The sequence below is a fragment of the Priestia endophytica genome (assembly GCF_026790145.1).
Taxonomy (GTDB): Bacteria; Bacillota; Bacilli; order Bacillales; family Bacillaceae_H; genus Bacillus_I; species Bacillus_I endophytica_A.
The window spans coordinates 50,777-67,216 of record NZ_JALAMS010000035.1; the positions used below are offsets into that span (position 1 = coordinate 50,777).

Here is a 16,440-nt window from a genome sequence, read left to right on the forward strand (position 1 = left end):
TCCTCCGTTATGTTGGGTAGTTTTTAAGAACATTTTCTTTAATATTTTGAAGGTGAAGACAAGTAGCTTTTATAGCTTCTTTGCCATCTCTATTTTTTACAGCCTTCAGAATAGCTCGGTGTTCTTCTAAAGATAGAAGGTACCTTTCTTCTGAACTTAATGTTTGTTTACGAACTTGTCGGCTCATACTTAAATTTGCTTTCATCATTGAAACAAATACAAAATTTTGAGTTGCTTCAGCAATAGCGAGATGGAAGCTGCTATCAATCTCTACATTTTCATCTGGATGTTTTAATTGCTCCTCCATCTTAAGCAGAACAGCTTCCATTTTTTTTATATCTTCAGATGTTGCTCTTTGGCTTGCTAGCTCAGCTATTTTAGGCTCAATTGCTTCTCTTGCCTCTAAAAAATAGAGGACAGCCGATTTCTCAAGCATATCAATAGGATCAAGAGAGAAGAGGGAATCTGTATTTAATTCTACATGTTGAACAAACCGGCCTCCTCCAGGTTTTGAAATAATAAGTCCTTCTGCCTCTAGTACTCGACATGCTTCTCTTAATGAAGTGCGGCTGCATCCCAATGTTTGAGAAAGGACACGTTCACCTGGTAAGCGATCACCAGGTTTTAATTTTCCATCGGCTATTAATTGTCTTAGTTGTACAACAATTTTTTCATACATTCTTTCATTACGTACGCTTGAAAATAATTCATTACTCATGAGTAAACCTCCTTGATTGGATTATAAACCGGGCCACTGGTTAGTCCAATTAATTCAGATTATATTCAGAAAATTTAAAACTGTCAACACAATTATGTTTTAAGATATATTAAATTTATCTTCCATGTTTCAAAGATGTTTTTAAAAAATAAAATACCCTTTGCATCTTATTAAATTTTCTGATAATATCAAAAGTAATCAAACTGGACTAACCAGTAGCCCGTTTTAAAGTTTGATAAATGGTCGAACAGTGGAAAATAGTCTAGTCTTGTTCTCTGATTCGCTTGTATACTAGTATTTAATTAAGCATATTGGATATTTGGGGTGATAAAAGATGACGTTATTTAAGATTTCTCATCAACGAAAAACGCTAGGAGACAGCATATATGCTCATCTTCGCAACGAAATTATTTCGCTTCGGTTGAAGCCAGGTGAAATGATCTATGAAAATGAAGTAGCTTCTGATTTCGGAGTTAGCCGTACTCCAGTGAGGGAAGCCTTCCGATTACTTGTTAATGAAGAGTTTATTGAAATCTTGCCTCAAAAAGGGGCACGTATTTCTTATATTTCAACCAAAAAAGTAAAAGAGGCATGGTTTGTAAGAGAGAGTCTTGAGATAAGTGCTTTTAAGAAAGTGGCAATAGATTGGAATAATGAAGAAGATCGATTTCAGAAAATGTATAAGAGTATTGTAGAAAATTTAGAAGAACAAAGACAAGCATCACGTAAACAAGATTACGTTGAATTTTTCCGATTGGACGAAGTTTATCATAAGATTGTAATGGATGAAGTAGACAATGCAACACTTCTTTCTTTCATAAACCAACTTCGTGGACATGTAAATAGATTAAGATATCTAGAATTCTATGATCGAAAGGATACTAACAGGATTACGGACGATCATCAAGCGATATTTGATGCTCTCATAAATAAAGATCCTGCTAAAGTAGAAGACCTCTTAACTAAACATCTTAGACAATCTCCTAATTATTTGCAAAAAGTGATTGATAAATATCCTGATTATTTTCAACTAGACTAAAAGATGCTTAAATCCATAACATGCCGAAAATTATGGATTTAAGCACGCTCTTCAATCCCCAAATTTAATAAAATAAGTATGCTTAATCATCTTGTATACTAGTATAAAGTTAAAATGTAAGCGTTTAATAATAGACTTTTAATAAAAAGTACTTTGAAGGAGGTGAGGACAAACATACTTAATATGAGGTTTGCCTTGCGAAAGATTGGTTATTTTATGAAGCAGTCTGCGCACTAAGAGATACTGTTGAAAGCGATAGTAGCATAGAAAATGTTTAGTTCCTTTTATAATCATGATAAAAGAGCCAAAAACAAATAGGCTACAACGAAATAAAGGCAGTATTAAAGAATGAAAAGAAAAAATATTCAGAAAGATGGGTGGTTTATATGTTAAAAACAAACTTTAGAAAATCTCAGCCTTATATTCAGGGAGAGTGGATTTCAGTAGAACGTGAAACGGTTACTATTACAAGTCCATACACAAATGAGGTAATAGGAGAGCAACTATTAGCAACTGAAGAAGACGTGGAAAAAGCATTAGTCTCTGTTTATGAAGCGAAAAAAGAGATAGCAGCTATCCCTTCTCATAAGAGAGCTAAAATTTTGAAGAGAGTAGCTTATTTATTAGAGGAAAGAAAAGAGGAGTTCGCCAAACTTATCTCTCTTGAGTTAGGAAAGCCTCTAAAAAATACATTAGATGAAGTGAGTCGTTCTATTGAAACATTTGAATTATCAGGTGAGGAAGCTAAAAGGTTAATGGGAGAAACGTTGCCAGGTGATGCTTCTGAACGAGGAACAAAAGCTATTGCTTCTACTTTTCGAGTGCCTGTAGGAGTTGTAGCAGCAATCACTCCATTTAATGCTCCTTTAAATCTTGTTTGTCATAAAATTGGACCAGCCTTTGCTGCAGGAAATACCGTCATTTTAAAGCCTTCTTCTCAAACAACTTTAGTTGCTACAGAACTTATTAAGTTGCTACTTGAAGCAGGTTTTCCAAAAAATGCGATTAGTATGGTGCTTGGCAGAAGAGAAGTTGTTCAACAAATTGTAAAAGATGACCGTGTGAATGTTATCTCCTTTACAGGCGGAACAGTAGCAAGCAGAAACATATGTAAACTAGCTGGAATGAAAAAAGTTTTACTTGAGCTTGGTGGAAATGCGGCTACTATTATTCACGATGATTCAGATATTACACGAGCAGCTAAAATGTGCGCTAAAACTGGTTTTAGTAACTCTGGGCAAAGTTGTATTTCTGTTCAACGAATTTATGTTCATCAATCAATCGTAGACAAGTTTACAAATCTGTTAAAAGAAGAAGTACTCAAGCTTAAGATAGGTGACCCGCTCTTACCTGATACAGATGTTGGATGTGTTGTTGATCAAAATGCAGCTATGCGTGTGAAAGAGTGGATTGAAGAAGCAGTCGAATTAGGAGCAAAAGTCATTTGTGGAGGAAATCGCTCTGGAGCAACGGTAGAGCCTACTATACTACTAAATCCTCCTAAAAAAAGTAAGGTTATTTGTGAAGAAGTGTTTGGTCCAATTGTTAGTATTATTCCATACGAAACAATTGAAGAAGCAATTGAAGAAGCAAACGATTCTTCATTTGGTCTACAAGCGGGAATTTTTACAAATCAAATTGATTTAGCTTACAAAGTAGCAAACAAGCTAGACATGGGGGGAGTTGTTATTAACGGCACATCAAATTTCAGACTTGATCATTGGCCATATGGGGGAGTCAAGGACAGTGGAATTGGACGTGAAGGTCCTCGATATGCAATAGAGGATATGACAGAAACAAAAATGATCGTGTTGCAGCTTTTTGATAATGATTAAAAACGGATGAGCAATTAGCTTATGCTTAATTATCCCTAAAAAAGGAGTAGACATATGAAAAAATTAATTTCTCACCAGCTAGTAGAGTATCTTGAGAACCGTGGCATAGAGCATATTTTTGGACTTTGCGGACATACGAATATTGCCGTTTTAACAGCTTTGGAAGAAAGTAATATTAAATTTATTAACGTTAGACATGAGCAAATTTCAGCACATGCAGCAGATGGATATGCTCGAGTTACAAGAAAAGCTTCTGTTGTTTTGAGTCACTTAGGTCCAGGATTGACAAATGCAGCTACAGGAGTTGCAAATGCTGCCCTTGATTCAGTTCCAATGGTTGTTATTGCTGGAGACGTTCCAACTCATTATTATGGAAAGCATCCACATCAAGAAGTGAACTTACATGCGGATGCTTCCCAATATGAAATTTATCGTCCATTTGTAAAAAGAGCGTGGAGAGTAGACAGCCCCGAATTATTTCCGGAAATTATTGAAAAGGCTTTCGCTATAGCTGAAAATGGAAACCCTGGTCCTGTCCTTGTATCTGTTCCAATGGATATTTTTTCTAAGGAAATAGATGTTTCGTTATTCCAGCGCTTAAAACACAATACGAAAAACTTTCAGAAACCTTCTATTGATGACATAACGGCTAAAAAAATTATTGAAACGCTTATTAAAGCTAAAAATCCGCTTCTTTACGTAGGAGGTGGAATTATGTTAGCACATGCAGCAGAAGAATTGAAAGAACTTGTTGATCATTTAAGTATTCCAGTAGCTCATTCTTTAATGGGGAAATCTGCTTTACCTGATGACCATGCTTTAACATTAGGAATGACGGGTTTTTGGGGTACAGAGTTTATCAATAATAAATGTAAAGAGGCTGATTACATTTTAGCCCTTGGAACACGTTTTGCAGAAGCTGATTCTAGCTCTTGGGAATCAGAATATACGTTTAATTTCCCACCAACAAAACTCATTCAAATTGACATCGATCCAACAGAGATTGGTCGAAACTATCCTGTTGAAATGGGTGTTGTTGCTGATCTAAAACAAGCTTTAACAGTGTTAAATAGGGTGGCAAAAGAACTTGTACCACAAGGGATAACTAATAAAGAATTAGAGAAAGAAATCTCAGAATATCGCAAAGAGTTTAAAGAGAACAATATGAAATTTATTCAAGATGATGTCTTTCCAATGCAGCCTCAACGAATTTTAGAAGAAGTACGTCAAGTACTTCCAAGAGATGCTTACATTACAACAGACGTAGGTTGGAATAAGAATGGGGTTGGCCAACAGTTTCCAATCTATGAACCTGGCAGTATTTTAACACCTGGAGGATTTGCAACAATGGGGTTTGGAGCTCCTGCTGCTCTCGGTGCTAAAATTGCTTTACAAGATAAAGTTGTTGTTTCCCTTGTAGGTGATGGGGGATTTGGCCAAAATCCAGCCGTACTTGCTACAGCAGCTGAAGAAAATATTCCGGTTATATGGATTATTATGAATAACTATGCGTTTGGTACAATTGCTGGTTTGCAAAAGGCACACTTCGGTACAACGCTCGGTACAGTATTTAAAAAAGATGGTGAAGCCTATTCACCAGATTATGCAGCGATTGCTAAAGCTTATGGAGTAGAAGGAGTGAAAATTCAATCTGCAGAAGAATTTAAGCCAACTCTAGAAAGAGCAATTGCAGCCAATAAACCATTTGTTATTGATGTAGCTATGTTAAACAATCCAGTTCCGACAGCAGGACATTGGAATATTATGGATATATATTCGCCGAATAAAACCATTCATCATGTCTCGGTCTAAAAAGCAGTGTTGAGGAGGGAACAAAGAAAAGGAAAAAACAATTTTCTTTAGCTTATCTTACTGTATTAGAGTGTTCACTGCCCTAAATGTGATACAGAATGTTTCCAAATAAATAATAGATGTTGAAAGGAAGAAATCACATATAGAGTAGAGGAAATCTTTTATATGAAACAATCTGTTTTGCTCTAGAAAGTAAGGTAGACTCATTTCTTTCTTACTTTCTAGTATCTTTGATTTAAAGGGGTTATGATTAGAAGTCTCGTTCTTATAAGAAAGGGAGATTAGGGTGTGAAGAAGACATAAAGATAAAGAAATTAAAACGGCATGTATCATTCACTAATTTGCGCTAACATACCTTCTTTTCTTAACAGACTTATTTAAAGGAGGAATATTGATGAGCTATCAATTGGAGACACAAAAGGAGAGGCCCATTCAACAAGTTAAAAGAAAAAAACGATCTCGAGCACGTTTTACAATTCTTGCTCTCCTATTTGTAGGAACAGCTATTAACTATTTAGATCGTACAAACATGGCTGTCGCTGCTTCTAGTATCCAAGATGATTTAGGGTTAAATGCTGCAACAATGGGACTCATTCTTTCAGCATTCGGATGGACCTATGCTTTTATGCAAATTCCAGGGGGATGGTTTATAGATCGATTTGGTCCTCGACTCATCTATGGATTATCTCTCATCTTATTTTCTTGTTTCACTCTTGCTCAAGGATTTGCTAAAAACTTTGGTACGCTTTTTGGTCTCCGACTTGGACTAGGTTTATCGGAATCACCTGCTTTTCCCGCCAATAGTCGTGTTGTTGCGTCCTGGTTTCCTCAGCGGGAAAGAGCGTTGGCAACAGGAGTCTATACGGCTGGTGAATATGTAGGGTTAGCCTTAGCTACTCCATTTTTGTTTTGGCTTTTGTCATCTTTTGGGTGGCACTCCATTTTTATTGTAACAGGAGTTATTGGACTATTATTTGCGATTGTTTGGTTTAAGGTTTATCGTGAGCCAACGCAAAGTAAGCATATTAATGAAGAAGAGTTGAAGTATATAGAAGAGGGAGGGGCACTTGTTAAAATAGAAAAGGACAAAAAGAGTCATAAAATGAAATGGTCAGACATACAGCATCTGTTCAAATATCGCCAGTTTATTGGGATGTACCTTGGACAGTTCTCAATTGCCTCCACTCTTTATTTCTTTTTAACATGGTTTCCAACTTATCTCACTCAAGAAAAAGGAATGACATTTTTAAAAGCTGGATTTATGGGATCATTCCCATATATTGCAGCAGGAATTGGAGTGCTTTTAGGGGGATACTGGTCAGATAAAATGGTGAAACGTGGTTTATCTTTAAATATTGCCAGGAAAACACCTGTTATTATTGGACTTGTAGGTTCTTGTTCAATTGTATTAGCGAACTATACAGAATCCATAGGCTTAGTTATTACGATTATGTCCATTGCTTTTTTTGCTCAAGGCATGTCCAATATTACATGGACACTTGTTTCAGATATGGCGCCAAAGGAGCTGGTTGGACTGGCAGGCGGAGTATTCAACCTTGCAGCGAACTTAGCCGCTATTGTTACTCCTATTGTTATCGGAGTGATTGTAAGCAGGACAGCTTCTTTTAATGGAGCATTAATTTTTGTTAGTGCAGTTGCTTTAGTTGGAGCATTATCCTACATATTCATTATAGGAGATGTAAAACGAGTTGAAATAGTTGATAATAAAAAGTGAAGTATGATGAAGGACTTAGAAGGTACAAGTCATAAAGTAATGGCAAAAAGAATCATCAAATGGAAGGGCTTACAAAGAACGGAAAATCCTATAGTCTAGGAAAGTATAGGAGTAAATTGATAAATTAAGAGTAATGAGCCTTATTTACGAAGTGTAAAAAGGTACTATTGTTAGCCCAGAAGAGTTAAAAATAGAGATAACCTACAAATGGTGTGTATATATGAAAAAGAAAGTATTTCTTATGAATAACTTAGGAAGAATAAATGGGAACACGAAATTGATAGGGCTTTTAGCAACTTTAAATACTTATATGTTTAGATAGAAAGATAAAAACGAGGGGAGAATATTCTTTCCTCGTTTTTATTTCAAAATATATGAGTTTTCTTTTAGCTAATATTTTGTACCTTTTTCGTGTGAACAGCTAATGATTTTTGTCTTACCTTCTGAAAAATTCCTCTCTCAATAAAGGAAAGAAGGTCTTCAGCAATATTCCACGCATTTTCTTCAATCTTATATAAATAATAAGCATCACCTGTTTCCTCTAGCTTCTTACTTAGAAAAGAAAGCTCTGGATCAAGCGCATGTCCTAATTCGTGTCCAAAAACAATCCATCGATAGGAGTCTAAATGTTCAAGTGAGCCAAACATCTGGCGACACTGAATTTCAATATCATGTTCAAATAGAAAAATTGAATTTGTAGAAGGAACATATTTTCCACCTACACATCTTTTGTCCGGAAATTCGTACTCAATGACAAGTTTTATTGTTGCATCATTTTGATTTATTAACGTCTCAAAATTCATTTCAACACTCGTTTCTTTCATATAATAATAAAATGAGGATCTTAATTAGTCCCTAACAATATATATCATATTGACTTCAAGCTCGCAATGTCTCTGTTCAAACAAAATAGCTTGTTCTCTACACTATATGGCTCAAAAGGAGAGGTTATACAGGGCATTAGAAATTTATAAAAAAAGTTAAGAAAAGATGCTTTTCTCCTTTATCGGTTTTCTGAGTTGTTTCTATATGAGGTAGTACGATATGATAAGAATTAAAACAATTTTTAAAGGAGTTTTTGTATGGAAAAAGTTGCAGATTACCTTAAAGAAGATCTTGATATTTTGTTTGTAGGTTTTAATCCTAGCATTCGTTCAGGGAACATCGGTCACCATTTTGCACATCCAAGCAATCGTTTTTGGACTATTTTAGAAAAGGCTAAATTAACGCCAAGGAAACTTCACCCTACAGAGGATTATAAGCTTTTGGATTTTAACTATGGACTTACAAATATTGTTTCCCGTCCAACAAAAGGGGCAGAAGATATTGCAAAAGAAGAATATAAAGAAGGAAGGGAAGAACTAAGAAGAAAGATTAATAAATTCAAACCAAAGATTGCATGCTTCGTAGGAAAAGGCGTATATCAGGAATATCGGAATGAACGTAAAATACCTTGGGGAATTCAAGGAAAGGGAGTTGTTGAAGGAACGATCGATTTTGTGGCTCCTTCTTCAAGTGGTCTTGTAAGAATGAGCCTTGAAGATATTGTGGAAATATATGGAGAACTAAATCATATCTTAAAGCATCTGCATTCGTGAAAATCATCACAAATATTGAAAGTAAAGTTTGCAAAAGTCTAATTTTTGCAAACTTTTGTCGCTTTCATTCGGTCTATTTTCTTTAGTTAATATCTCATATAGTAAAAGCATAGGAGATAGCAGTAAAACAAAATGCCTCAAGATAAAAGGAGTTGATTGCTATGTCCTTAGATCAACGGAGCTCAGCCATTCTGAGAGCGTTAACAAAAACAAGCTCTTGTATCTCTGTAGAAGAATTAATGAAGTTTGCCCACGTATCTAAGAGAACGATTTACTATGATGTTAAAAAAATCAACAGCTGGCTGCAAGAAACTGGGCTTTATCCTCTGCAATATGTAAGAGGAGCAGGATACTTTCTTGATGAAGAAACAAAGCGAAGTGTTGAAAAGGAGGAGATCATAAGCAGTTACGACTACTCCCCAAGAGAGAGAGTGGCTTGGACAGCTATTATTATTTTTATTAGAGAAAAAGAAATATATCTTCACGATTTAATGACGTATTTAAAAGTTAGTCGAAACACAATGTTTGATGATGTGAAAAAACTAAAAAAAATACTTTCGGAGTTTCAATTAGAGCTACGGGCTTCAAAGGTGACAGGTTATATCATACGTGGGGAAGAAGAACAGAAGCGAAAATCTCTTTCTTGTTTTTTGCAAGAAATTATTGTGAAAGAAGGACGAGAAGGATTTGAAGGAAAGTTAGCGCACTATGCGCCATCTTTCTTAGAAGAGCTTACAACTATGTTCGCTCTTTTTATAAAAAGTGAACAAGAGCTCTCCTTAAAATTCACGGATGATGTTCTTTATATGCTTAGTGTTAACACGTTGCTTTTTTTAAAAAGAATGAAGAGAGGAAAATGGATAAAAATAGACTCTGTTGAGAAAAACGTGCTGAAAGAAACAAAGGAATTTCAAAGCGCAAAGACTATTGCTGAAAAACTGAGCAAAAAGTGGGGCATTCTTTTCCAAGAAGATGAAGTATATTACTTAACAACACACTTGCTTGGTTCAAAAGTTAATGATTTCACAACTCATAATTTAGAAGAAAAAGATTTTTCTTTCTTTAGAACGATTGTAAGCAGTATGGTAACAGATTTTCAAAAATATGCATGTGTAATGTTTCGAAATGAAAAGGAAGTAGAACATAACTTACTTATTCATCTTCGTCCAGCTTTTTATAGGGTGAAATACGGGCTTCCTGTAGATAACCCACTTTCACATACGATTCAATCTACCTATAAAGATGTTTATAACATTACGAAAAAAGTTGTCCATCATGTTGAAAAAGAAGCTCACAATAAAATGAGTGAAGATGAAATCGCCTATATTGCCATTCATTTCGGAGGATGGATGAGAAAAGAGGGAACAGTACCAGCCAAAAGAAAAAAAGCGCTCATTGTTTGTGCGAGTGGTGTTGGAACATCAAGGATGCTAGAAACACAGCTTTATAGTCTCTTTTCAACTGTGGATTTTCAAACAACGGTTTCTCTTAGAGAGTATGAAACAATGCCACTCCATGTAGATTTTATTGTCTCAACCGTCTCCATTCCGAACCGAGGTTGTCCAGTATTTCTCGTTAATCCGATTTTAACGGAAGGAGAAAAAGCAAGCTTGCTAAAGAAAGTGAGTACAATCATTGAAGATGGTCATGTTCTATCTCATTCTGTTGAAGGAATTATGGATCTTATCCGCGAGCACGCTAAGATTCAAGATGAGAAGCTTTTGTATCAAAAGTTAAAAGAACATCTATATCAACCTACTCTACATGGAAAAGGAGAAAGGAGTAAGCCTGTGCTTAGTGACTTATTAATCAAAGAAAATATTAATCTAAAAGAATCTCCTTCAAGTTGGCAAGAAGCAGTTCGTCATGCTTCTATTCCACTACTAGAAAACGGAGATATACAAGAAGAGTATATAAAAGCAATGATAAAAAATGTGGAAGAGTTAGGACCGTATATTGTAATCACAACAGATGTAGCTATTCCACATGCAAGGCCCGAGCAAGGCGTCAACAAGCTGAGCATGAGCTTAATGACGTTATCAAAACCCGTTTCTTTCTCAGATAAAGACAGACATCGGGTTCAGCTTGTCATCGTTCTAGCAGCAATCGATAATGAAACACATCTCAAAGCATTATCACAGCTCACAACACTACTTAGCGAGCGAGAGAATGTTGAAAAAATGATTAATACAGATTCAAAGGAAGAAGTCATCGATCTAATTACTAAATATTCAAAATAAAGGGAGAGATAAAAATGAAAAAAGTATTAGTTGTATGTGGAAACGGATTAGGAAGCAGTTTTATTGTAGAAATGAATGTCAAAAAAGCGTTAGAAGAACTTGGGCTACAAGCGGAAGTTTCTCATACCGATTTAGCATCAAGTAAAAGTGAAGAAGCAGATCTTTACCTTGGAGCTCAAGATATCGTTGAAAACTTAGAAGATGGAAACCGAAATATTGTAGGTTTAGTTAATTTGCTGGATCAAGAAGCCATTAAAAAGGCTCTTTCTGAAAACCTTTAAAATTTAAAGAGGTAATGGAAGAAAGAAGTGGAGGGAAGCATCATGGTTGATTTTATTATGAAAGACATTTTAGGAACCCCATCAATTTTAATTGGTTTGTTTGCTCTAATTGGTTTGCTTTTGCAGAAGAAAAGTGCTGCAGATACGGTTTCGGGAACATTAAAAACGGTAATGGGTTTTGTCATACTAGGAGCGGGTGCGGCTGTTATCGAAGGTTCCCTTGGCGTTTTCAGAGAAATGTTTGAAAAAGCGTTTGCAATAGCGGGAGTTGTGCCAAACACAGATGCAATGGCTGCCATTGCTCAAAAGTCATTCGGAACAGAAACAGCTCTTATTATGGTATTTGGAATGCTTGCTAATATTTTGATTGCAAAATTTACACCTTTTAAATATATTTTCCTAACAGGTCATCATACCCTCTATATGGCTGCAATGCTTGCTGTTGTCTTAGTAACAGGGGGCGTAACAGGTGTTCCACTTGTTATTATTGGATCCCTTTTATTAGGAGCCATGATGGTTTTTTCACCAGCAATCTTACAGCGTTATACAAGACAAATTACAGGAAGTGATGACTTCGCTCTTGGGCATTTTGGTTCATTTGGATACTTCATGGCTGGATTTATTGGAAAGCTTGTCGGAGATAAGACAAAAACAACCGAAGATATTAAAGTGCCAAAGTCGCTCGGCTTTTTACGTGATACTTCTGTGGCAATCTCTTTAACAATGGCTATTTTGTTTTTAGTTGTAGCACCTTTTGCAGGCCCGTCTTTTATTGAAAGCGAGCTTAGTGGAGGAACGAATTTTATTGTCTTTATCTTCATTCAAGCCGTTACTTTCGCAGCAGGAGTGTATATCGTATTAGCTGGTGTGCGAATGGCGATTGGAGAAATTGTTCCTGCCTTCAAAGGAATCGCAGAAAAAGTCGTTAAAGGGGCGAAGCCTGCTCTTGATTGTCCAACAGTGTTTCCGTTTGCTCCAAATGCGGTTATCATTGGATTCTTAAGCAGCTTTGCGGGGGGAATTCTTTCCGTTTTTCTTCTTCCGCTTGTCGGTTTAACTGTTATTGTTCCTGGCCTTGTTCCTCACTTCTTTTGCGGAGCAACAGCTGGGGTATTCGGAAACGCTACTGGAGGAAGAAGAGGAGCGATTATTGGGTCCTTTGTAAACGGTATCATCATTTCGTTTTTGCCAGCCCTTCTTCTCCCAGTCCTTGGATCACTTGGGTTAGAAGGAACAACATTTGGAGATACAGACTTTGGCATTATCGGTATTCTACTAGGCAAACTTCTTAGCTTCTTCGGATAAACGTGAAAGAAAGGATGAGAAAAGTGGCATATAAATTTTCTCCATCACTAATGTGTATGGACTTAACAAAATTTAAAGAGCAAATTCAGTGCCTAAACAAGAGAGCAGATTTTTATCATGTGGATATTATGGATGGTCATTACGTGAAAAACATCACACTTTCCCCGTTTTTTATTGAACAATTAAAGAAACTTAGTACAATTCCTATTGATGCTCATCTTATGGTAGAAAATCCAGCAGATTTTGTTGAACCAACAATTGATGCAGGAGCAGATTATATTAGCCTTCATGCTGAAACCATTATTAGGGATGCTTTTAGACTTATCTATCATATTAAAGATAGAGGAGCGAAATTTGGAGTTGTTCTAAATCCTGCAACTCCGCTTAGTAGCATAAATGAATATATTCATCTTGTAGATAAACTAACGATTATGACAGTTGACCCAGGATTTGCAGGGCAAAAGTTCATTACTGAAATGAAAGAAAAGATTAAGCATGCTAAAGAGTTGAAAGAAACGAGAGGATATAACTATTTAATTGAAGTTGATGGATCTTGTAATGAACGGACGTTTAAGGAGATTGCACAAGCAGGAAATGAAGTGTTCATTATTGGAACGTCGGGACTTTTTAGCCTAGATGAACAAATAGACAAAGCATGGGATAAGATGTTGGACATTTTTCACCAGGAAACCGCATGTGTAAACAGTAAAGGATAAAGAGGAAAAAATAGTATAAGAACACGCTTTTTTCACATACTAACAATAAAGTCGTTTGAAAGGAGCGTGTTTTATGCGTAAATATTTGTTTATTTTTACTCTCTGTTCTTTCCTATTCGGGTTTCTGACTCCTATCACAACATTTGGAGCTCCTGAAAATACGAATAATGAAGTAAAGTTGACAGAAGAACAGAAAAAAGAGATTTCAGTGCTACAAAAAGAGCTTTTCACAAAGAAAAAGGAAATCATTACGAAATATATGGAATATGGAGTGATTTCAGAGAAACAAGGAAAAGAGATGCTTGCACATATTGAGCGTCATTATGAAAAGAAAAAAGAGCATAATTTCATGCCGCCCAAACATAGAAAACATTGTGAGCATGATAAAAAAGGAAGCTAACAGCTTCCTTTTTTAAATATGTTGTCCTTTATACATATCGTCTAATCTGTTTTTCAAACTTTTCCGTAATCGGCTCATTTGAGTTATACTCTGGACCGCTCTTGATGTTGTCTTTTGAAAGGTTTATATACACTTTTCGAGTCTCCCAATCAACGTTTGTAATCCAGTTGGGGGAAATAAGCACTTTTTTGCCAAACCAAAAGCTTTTTGTGTTAACAACAATATAACGAATTCTCCACGTATCTTCTTCCAAAATAAAGTCTTCTACATATCCAAATTCGCTGTCTGTTGCTTGGATGGAATAACCAATGACTTCTACTGCACTGCGAAGGTGAGCTTCCCCATTAGCAGCAGGAGTTTCAATTTCTTCAGTCTCGTTCTCTCTTTTTGAAATATCTTTCGGATACGACCCTTCTCCCCACAAACCTGTCATTCCCCAATAAGGAACAAATCCATAATAAGTAAGAAGCTCTCTAGCTTCAATCCCTTTTCCTTGGTCCTGAATGGCTAGCTCATATATTTCGCCTTTATCAGAAAGAGAGACTTTTAGAATCTTACCGTCTCTACCATGACAAAGACTATTTTTAAGTAAATTTGTCATAATACGAGCTATACTAGTTGCGTCAGCATAGACAAAACAAGGTGAGGGAGGAAGCTCAACCGAAAGAGAGACTTTTTCTTTCTCTATTAGAGGAGGAAATTCAATTAGAACTTCTCTTATTGCTTCAGCTAAATCTAGTTTCTGGAATAAGAAAGATACTTCATCAGCGTCAAGCTTTGCCATATGAAATAAGTCTTCAATAATCTCTTTTAAACGAGAAGACTTGCTTGATAAAATATGTAAATATTTCTGTTTTTCATCTTCTGAACGAAATATATTGTCTTTTAACGCATCAATATAGCCAATAATCGAAGTGAGCGGAGTTCGGATGTCGTGTGAAATACTAGAGAGAAAACGTTTGCGAGCAAGTTGAGAACGAACAGCTTCAGCTTCTATTTCTTCATATTGTTCAATAATCTTATTAATTAAAAAAGTGGTTTCATGAAATATAGCATCAGAACCTGTTCGTAGTCGTATTCTTTTATTTCCTTGAACAGCACTCCTTAAAAGTTCTTCTGTTTCTCTTATCTTCTTGATTACATTGAATCGTTGCGTAATGAAAAGAAGGGGAAATAGGAGCAAAATACTTTTTAGAATGACAGCTAATAAGGAAGCGTTTTCGAGAAAAAACAAAGAGCAAACGAGAAAAAGTTGCAATAGTAAGAGAAGGTATGTTTTATCATATCTCATCTTTTTCACCTTGAAATCTGTAACCAATGCCCCATACTGTTTGAATAAATAGCGGATTAGAAGGGTCTTTTTCAATTTTTTTACGAAGCTTTCGGATGTGAACCATTACTGTATTATCATCCTCGATATATTCCTCTCCCCATCCTTCTTTAAAGAGCTGTGCTTTTGTAAATACACGTTCAGGATGCGACAAAAAGAGTTTTAAAAGTTTCAGTTCTTTAGCGGCAAGGGTCACCTCTTTGCCAAATACTCGCACTTTGTACGTTGTAAGATCCATTTCTATATTTTTATATTTCCTAACACTATGCTCTTCGTTTATCGTATTATTTCCTAACAAAATAAAGCGTCGTAATAAAGCTTTCACACAAGCAACAACTTCATAAATACTAAACGGTTTTGTAATATAATAATCTGCTCCAAAACTTAATCCCAAGATTTTGTCACTTTCATGATCTTTGGCTGTAAGCATTAAAATAGGGACATTTGTTTCTTTTCTTAATATTTGGCATACTTCTATTCCATCTTTCTGGGGCATCATAATATCCAGAATTACAAGATGATATGTATGTCGACGGAAAAGAGCTAGCGCTTTTTCTCCATCTCTAGCAATGTCTACTTCATAGCGTTCTCGTTCTAAGTAAGCTTTGATAAGATGACAAATCTCTTGTTCATCATCAGCTACTAAAATACGTATATTCTCCATAAGAAGGCCTCACTTTCATTTATCACAAAATCCTTTTTCTTACATATTATAAAGTTGATTATGGAGATTAGTAAATAATATAAAAGTTTAGGTGTTTAATAAAATGGGTACATAGTATTTTATTCTCATATTAAATTAAATTAGTTTCAAAAGTAGAATATTTTGTATACAGGATTAGGCGAAAATAAGACGATTTTTATCAGTGTGAAAAAAAATAATACTTTTCATTTTCAGATAATTGATTTAAGATAGGTTAAAGAGGAAAGGAGGGAGAAGATGATTCGTAAAAAGCCGTATATATCACTTTGCTTTATTTTTGTTTTCTCCCTATTTATATTTTCTCATCATGCAGTACCTCATCATAGTGGAGATCATTCATCTACAGCTGTTGTAGATGAAACACACATTCATTCTTTAAAAGACATATCAAAAGATGATAAAAAGGCGGTATTGTGGAGTACTGTAGCAGTTACGCTTTTGCTTACATTTTTGTGGCTATCTCAAGCTGTCAAAAATCCGAGCTTTCACAAAGACCGACATTTTCTTTTATCTGTCTTTTATCAATCATCGTACTTTGACAAAACATCGTTCGCCTCAGAAAAATAAACAAGATTTAAAGGAGGAATTTACGATGATGTTTTGGATTCGTGCACTAATGATTGGGTCTTTTTCACTTACAGCACTAAGCTTATTTGCATTTCAAGGGGTAGAAATCTTTCATGCTTTTGTTAACATGTTCGGAAAAGATACAAACATTTAAAAAATAA

General features: G+C 35.5%; 16 protein-coding genes. 12 read left to right on the top strand and 4 right to left on the bottom strand.

The features are described from left to right. Nucleotides 1-7: 7 nt before the first annotated feature. On the bottom strand, nt 8-718 hold the full coding sequence (locus tag MOC86_RS21775; RefSeq protein WP_040061055.1) for a FadR/GntR family transcriptional regulator: 711 nt from the start codon (nt 716-718) through the stop codon (nt 8-10). Nucleotides 719-1,052: 334 nt separating this feature from the next. Between MOC86_RS21775 and MOC86_RS21780 the strand changes: the two genes are divergently transcribed. The 4 genes from MOC86_RS21780 to MOC86_RS21795 all read left to right on the top strand — a co-directional run bounded on the left by MOC86_RS21780 (nt 1,053) and on the right by MOC86_RS21795 (nt 7,139). Then, nucleotides 1,053-1,757 (top strand): GntR family transcriptional regulator, encoded by a 705-nt coding sequence (locus tag MOC86_RS21780; protein ID WP_268586085.1) that lies wholly within the window; start codon nt 1,053-1,055, stop codon nt 1,755-1,757. A 386-nt stretch (nt 1,758-2,143) separates the two neighbouring features. Next, complete coding sequence (locus tag MOC86_RS21785) at nt 2,144-3,592, top strand: aldehyde dehydrogenase family protein (protein ID WP_268586086.1); 1,449 nt, start codon at nt 2,144-2,146, stop codon at nt 3,590-3,592. A gap of 54 nt (nt 3,593-3,646) precedes the next feature. Next, nucleotides 3,647-5,404, top strand: coding sequence for a thiamine pyrophosphate-binding protein (locus MOC86_RS21790; RefSeq protein ID WP_268586087.1), 1,758 nt, complete (start codon nt 3,647-3,649; stop codon nt 5,402-5,404). A 394-nt stretch (nt 5,405-5,798) separates the two neighbouring features. Further along, on the top strand, nt 5,799-7,139 hold the full coding sequence (locus tag MOC86_RS21795) for an MFS transporter (RefSeq protein ID WP_268586088.1): 1,341 nt from the start codon (nt 5,799-5,801) through the stop codon (nt 7,137-7,139). A 386-nt stretch (nt 7,140-7,525) separates the two neighbouring features. On the opposite strand, the gene MOC86_RS21800 is transcribed toward MOC86_RS21795, so the two are convergent. Continuing rightward, nucleotides 7,526-7,942, bottom strand: a complete 417-nt coding sequence (locus MOC86_RS21800; protein WP_268586089.1) for a hypothetical protein — start codon at nt 7,940-7,942, stop codon at nt 7,526-7,528. Between the two features lie 279 nt (nt 7,943-8,221). Here MOC86_RS21800 and MOC86_RS21805 point away from each other — a divergent pair, with 279 nt between their 5' ends. The 6 genes from MOC86_RS21805 to MOC86_RS21830 all read left to right on the top strand — a co-directional run bounded on the left by MOC86_RS21805 (nt 8,222) and on the right by MOC86_RS21830 (nt 13,679). Next, nucleotides 8,222-8,737 (top strand): mismatch-specific DNA-glycosylase, encoded by a 516-nt coding sequence (locus MOC86_RS21805; protein WP_268586090.1) that lies wholly within the window; start codon nt 8,222-8,224, stop codon nt 8,735-8,737. Nucleotides 8,738-8,898: 161 nt separating this feature from the next. Then, a complete protein-coding gene (locus MOC86_RS21810; RefSeq protein WP_268586091.1) occupies nt 8,899-10,977 on the top strand; it encodes a BglG family transcription antiterminator in 2,079 nt (692 codons plus the stop codon). Nucleotides 10,978-10,991: 14 nt separating this feature from the next. Continuing rightward, nucleotides 10,992-11,258: a PTS sugar transporter subunit IIB gene (locus tag MOC86_RS21815; RefSeq protein WP_243519533.1), complete on the top strand. Its 267-nt coding sequence runs from the start codon at nt 10,992-10,994 to the stop codon at nt 11,256-11,258. Nucleotides 11,259-11,300: 42 nt separating this feature from the next. Beyond that, nucleotides 11,301-12,563, top strand: coding sequence for a PTS ascorbate transporter subunit IIC (locus tag MOC86_RS21820; protein ID WP_268586092.1), 1,263 nt, complete (start codon nt 11,301-11,303; stop codon nt 12,561-12,563). A 14-nt stretch (nt 12,564-12,577) separates the two neighbouring features. Continuing rightward, nucleotides 12,578-13,279 carry a D-allulose 6-phosphate 3-epimerase gene (gene alsE, locus MOC86_RS21825; protein WP_419146669.1) on the top strand — a complete coding sequence of 234 codons (702 nt, stop codon included), beginning with the start codon at nt 12,578-12,580 and terminating at the stop codon, nt 13,277-13,279. Between the two features lie 73 nt (nt 13,280-13,352). Beyond that, nucleotides 13,353-13,679: a YckD family protein gene (locus MOC86_RS21830; protein ID WP_268586094.1), complete on the top strand. Its 327-nt coding sequence runs from the start codon at nt 13,353-13,355 to the stop codon at nt 13,677-13,679. Nucleotides 13,680-13,707: 28 nt separating this feature from the next. On the opposite strand, the gene MOC86_RS21835 is transcribed toward MOC86_RS21830, so the two are convergent. Together MOC86_RS21835 and MOC86_RS21840 are read right to left on the bottom strand one after the other, a co-directional pair. Beyond that, nucleotides 13,708-14,970, bottom strand: a complete 1,263-nt coding sequence (locus tag MOC86_RS21835; protein ID WP_268586095.1) for a histidine kinase dimerization/phospho-acceptor domain-containing protein — start codon at nt 14,968-14,970, stop codon at nt 13,708-13,710. Next, complete coding sequence (locus MOC86_RS21840; protein ID WP_268586096.1) at nt 14,960-15,673, bottom strand: response regulator transcription factor; 714 nt, start codon at nt 15,671-15,673, stop codon at nt 14,960-14,962. The genes MOC86_RS21835 and MOC86_RS21840 overlap by 11 nt, the downstream gene beginning before the upstream one ends. Before the next feature lie 276 nt (nt 15,674-15,949). Here MOC86_RS21840 and MOC86_RS21845 point away from each other — a divergent pair, with 276 nt between their 5' ends. Together MOC86_RS21845 and MOC86_RS21850 are read left to right on the top strand one after the other, a co-directional pair. Then, nucleotides 15,950-16,279, top strand: coding sequence for a hypothetical protein (locus MOC86_RS21845; RefSeq protein ID WP_243519723.1), 330 nt, complete (start codon nt 15,950-15,952; stop codon nt 16,277-16,279). Between the two features lie 25 nt (nt 16,280-16,304). Continuing rightward, on the top strand, nt 16,305-16,433 hold the full coding sequence (locus MOC86_RS21850) for a hypothetical protein (protein WP_260393133.1): 129 nt from the start codon (nt 16,305-16,307) through the stop codon (nt 16,431-16,433). Nucleotides 16,434-16,440: the final 7 nt, after the last annotated feature.

Bases quoted from the DNA above. Each gene is read 5' to 3' on its own strand.
- MOC86_RS21775 (WP_040061055.1), bottom strand. From the start codon at position 718: ATGAGTAATGAATTATTTTCAAGCGTACGTAATGAAAGAATGTATGAA.
- MOC86_RS21780 (WP_268586085.1), top strand. From the start codon at position 1,053: ATGACGTTATTTAAGATTTCTCATCAACGAAAAACGCTAGGAGACAGC.
- MOC86_RS21785 (WP_268586086.1), top strand. From the start codon at position 2,144: ATGTTAAAAACAAACTTTAGAAAATCTCAGCCTTATATTCAGGGAGAG.
- MOC86_RS21790 (WP_268586087.1), top strand. From the start codon at position 3,647: ATGAAAAAATTAATTTCTCACCAGCTAGTAGAGTATCTTGAGAACCGT.
- MOC86_RS21795 (WP_268586088.1), top strand. From the start codon at position 5,799: ATGAGCTATCAATTGGAGACACAAAAGGAGAGGCCCATTCAACAAGTT.
- MOC86_RS21800 (WP_268586089.1), bottom strand. From the start codon at position 7,942: ATGAATTTTGAGACGTTAATAAATCAAAATGATGCAACAATAAAACTT.
- MOC86_RS21805 (WP_268586090.1), top strand. From the start codon at position 8,222: ATGGAAAAAGTTGCAGATTACCTTAAAGAAGATCTTGATATTTTGTTT.
- MOC86_RS21810 (WP_268586091.1), top strand. From the start codon at position 8,899: ATGTCCTTAGATCAACGGAGCTCAGCCATTCTGAGAGCGTTAACAAAA.
- MOC86_RS21815 (WP_243519533.1), top strand. From the start codon at position 10,992: ATGAAAAAAGTATTAGTTGTATGTGGAAACGGATTAGGAAGCAGTTTT.
- MOC86_RS21820 (WP_268586092.1), top strand. From the start codon at position 11,301: ATGGTTGATTTTATTATGAAAGACATTTTAGGAACCCCATCAATTTTA.
- alsE (WP_419146669.1), top strand. From the start codon at position 12,578: ATGAGAAAAGTGGCATATAAATTTTCTCCATCACTAATGTGTATGGAC.
- MOC86_RS21830 (WP_268586094.1), top strand. From the start codon at position 13,353: ATGCGTAAATATTTGTTTATTTTTACTCTCTGTTCTTTCCTATTCGGG.
- MOC86_RS21835 (WP_268586095.1), bottom strand. From the start codon at position 14,970: ATGAGATATGATAAAACATACCTTCTCTTACTATTGCAACTTTTTCTC.
- MOC86_RS21840 (WP_268586096.1), bottom strand. From the start codon at position 15,673: ATGGAGAATATACGTATTTTAGTAGCTGATGATGAACAAGAGATTTGT.
- MOC86_RS21845 (WP_243519723.1), top strand. From the start codon at position 15,950: ATGATTCGTAAAAAGCCGTATATATCACTTTGCTTTATTTTTGTTTTC.
- MOC86_RS21850 (WP_260393133.1), top strand. From the start codon at position 16,305: ATGATGTTTTGGATTCGTGCACTAATGATTGGGTCTTTTTCACTTACA.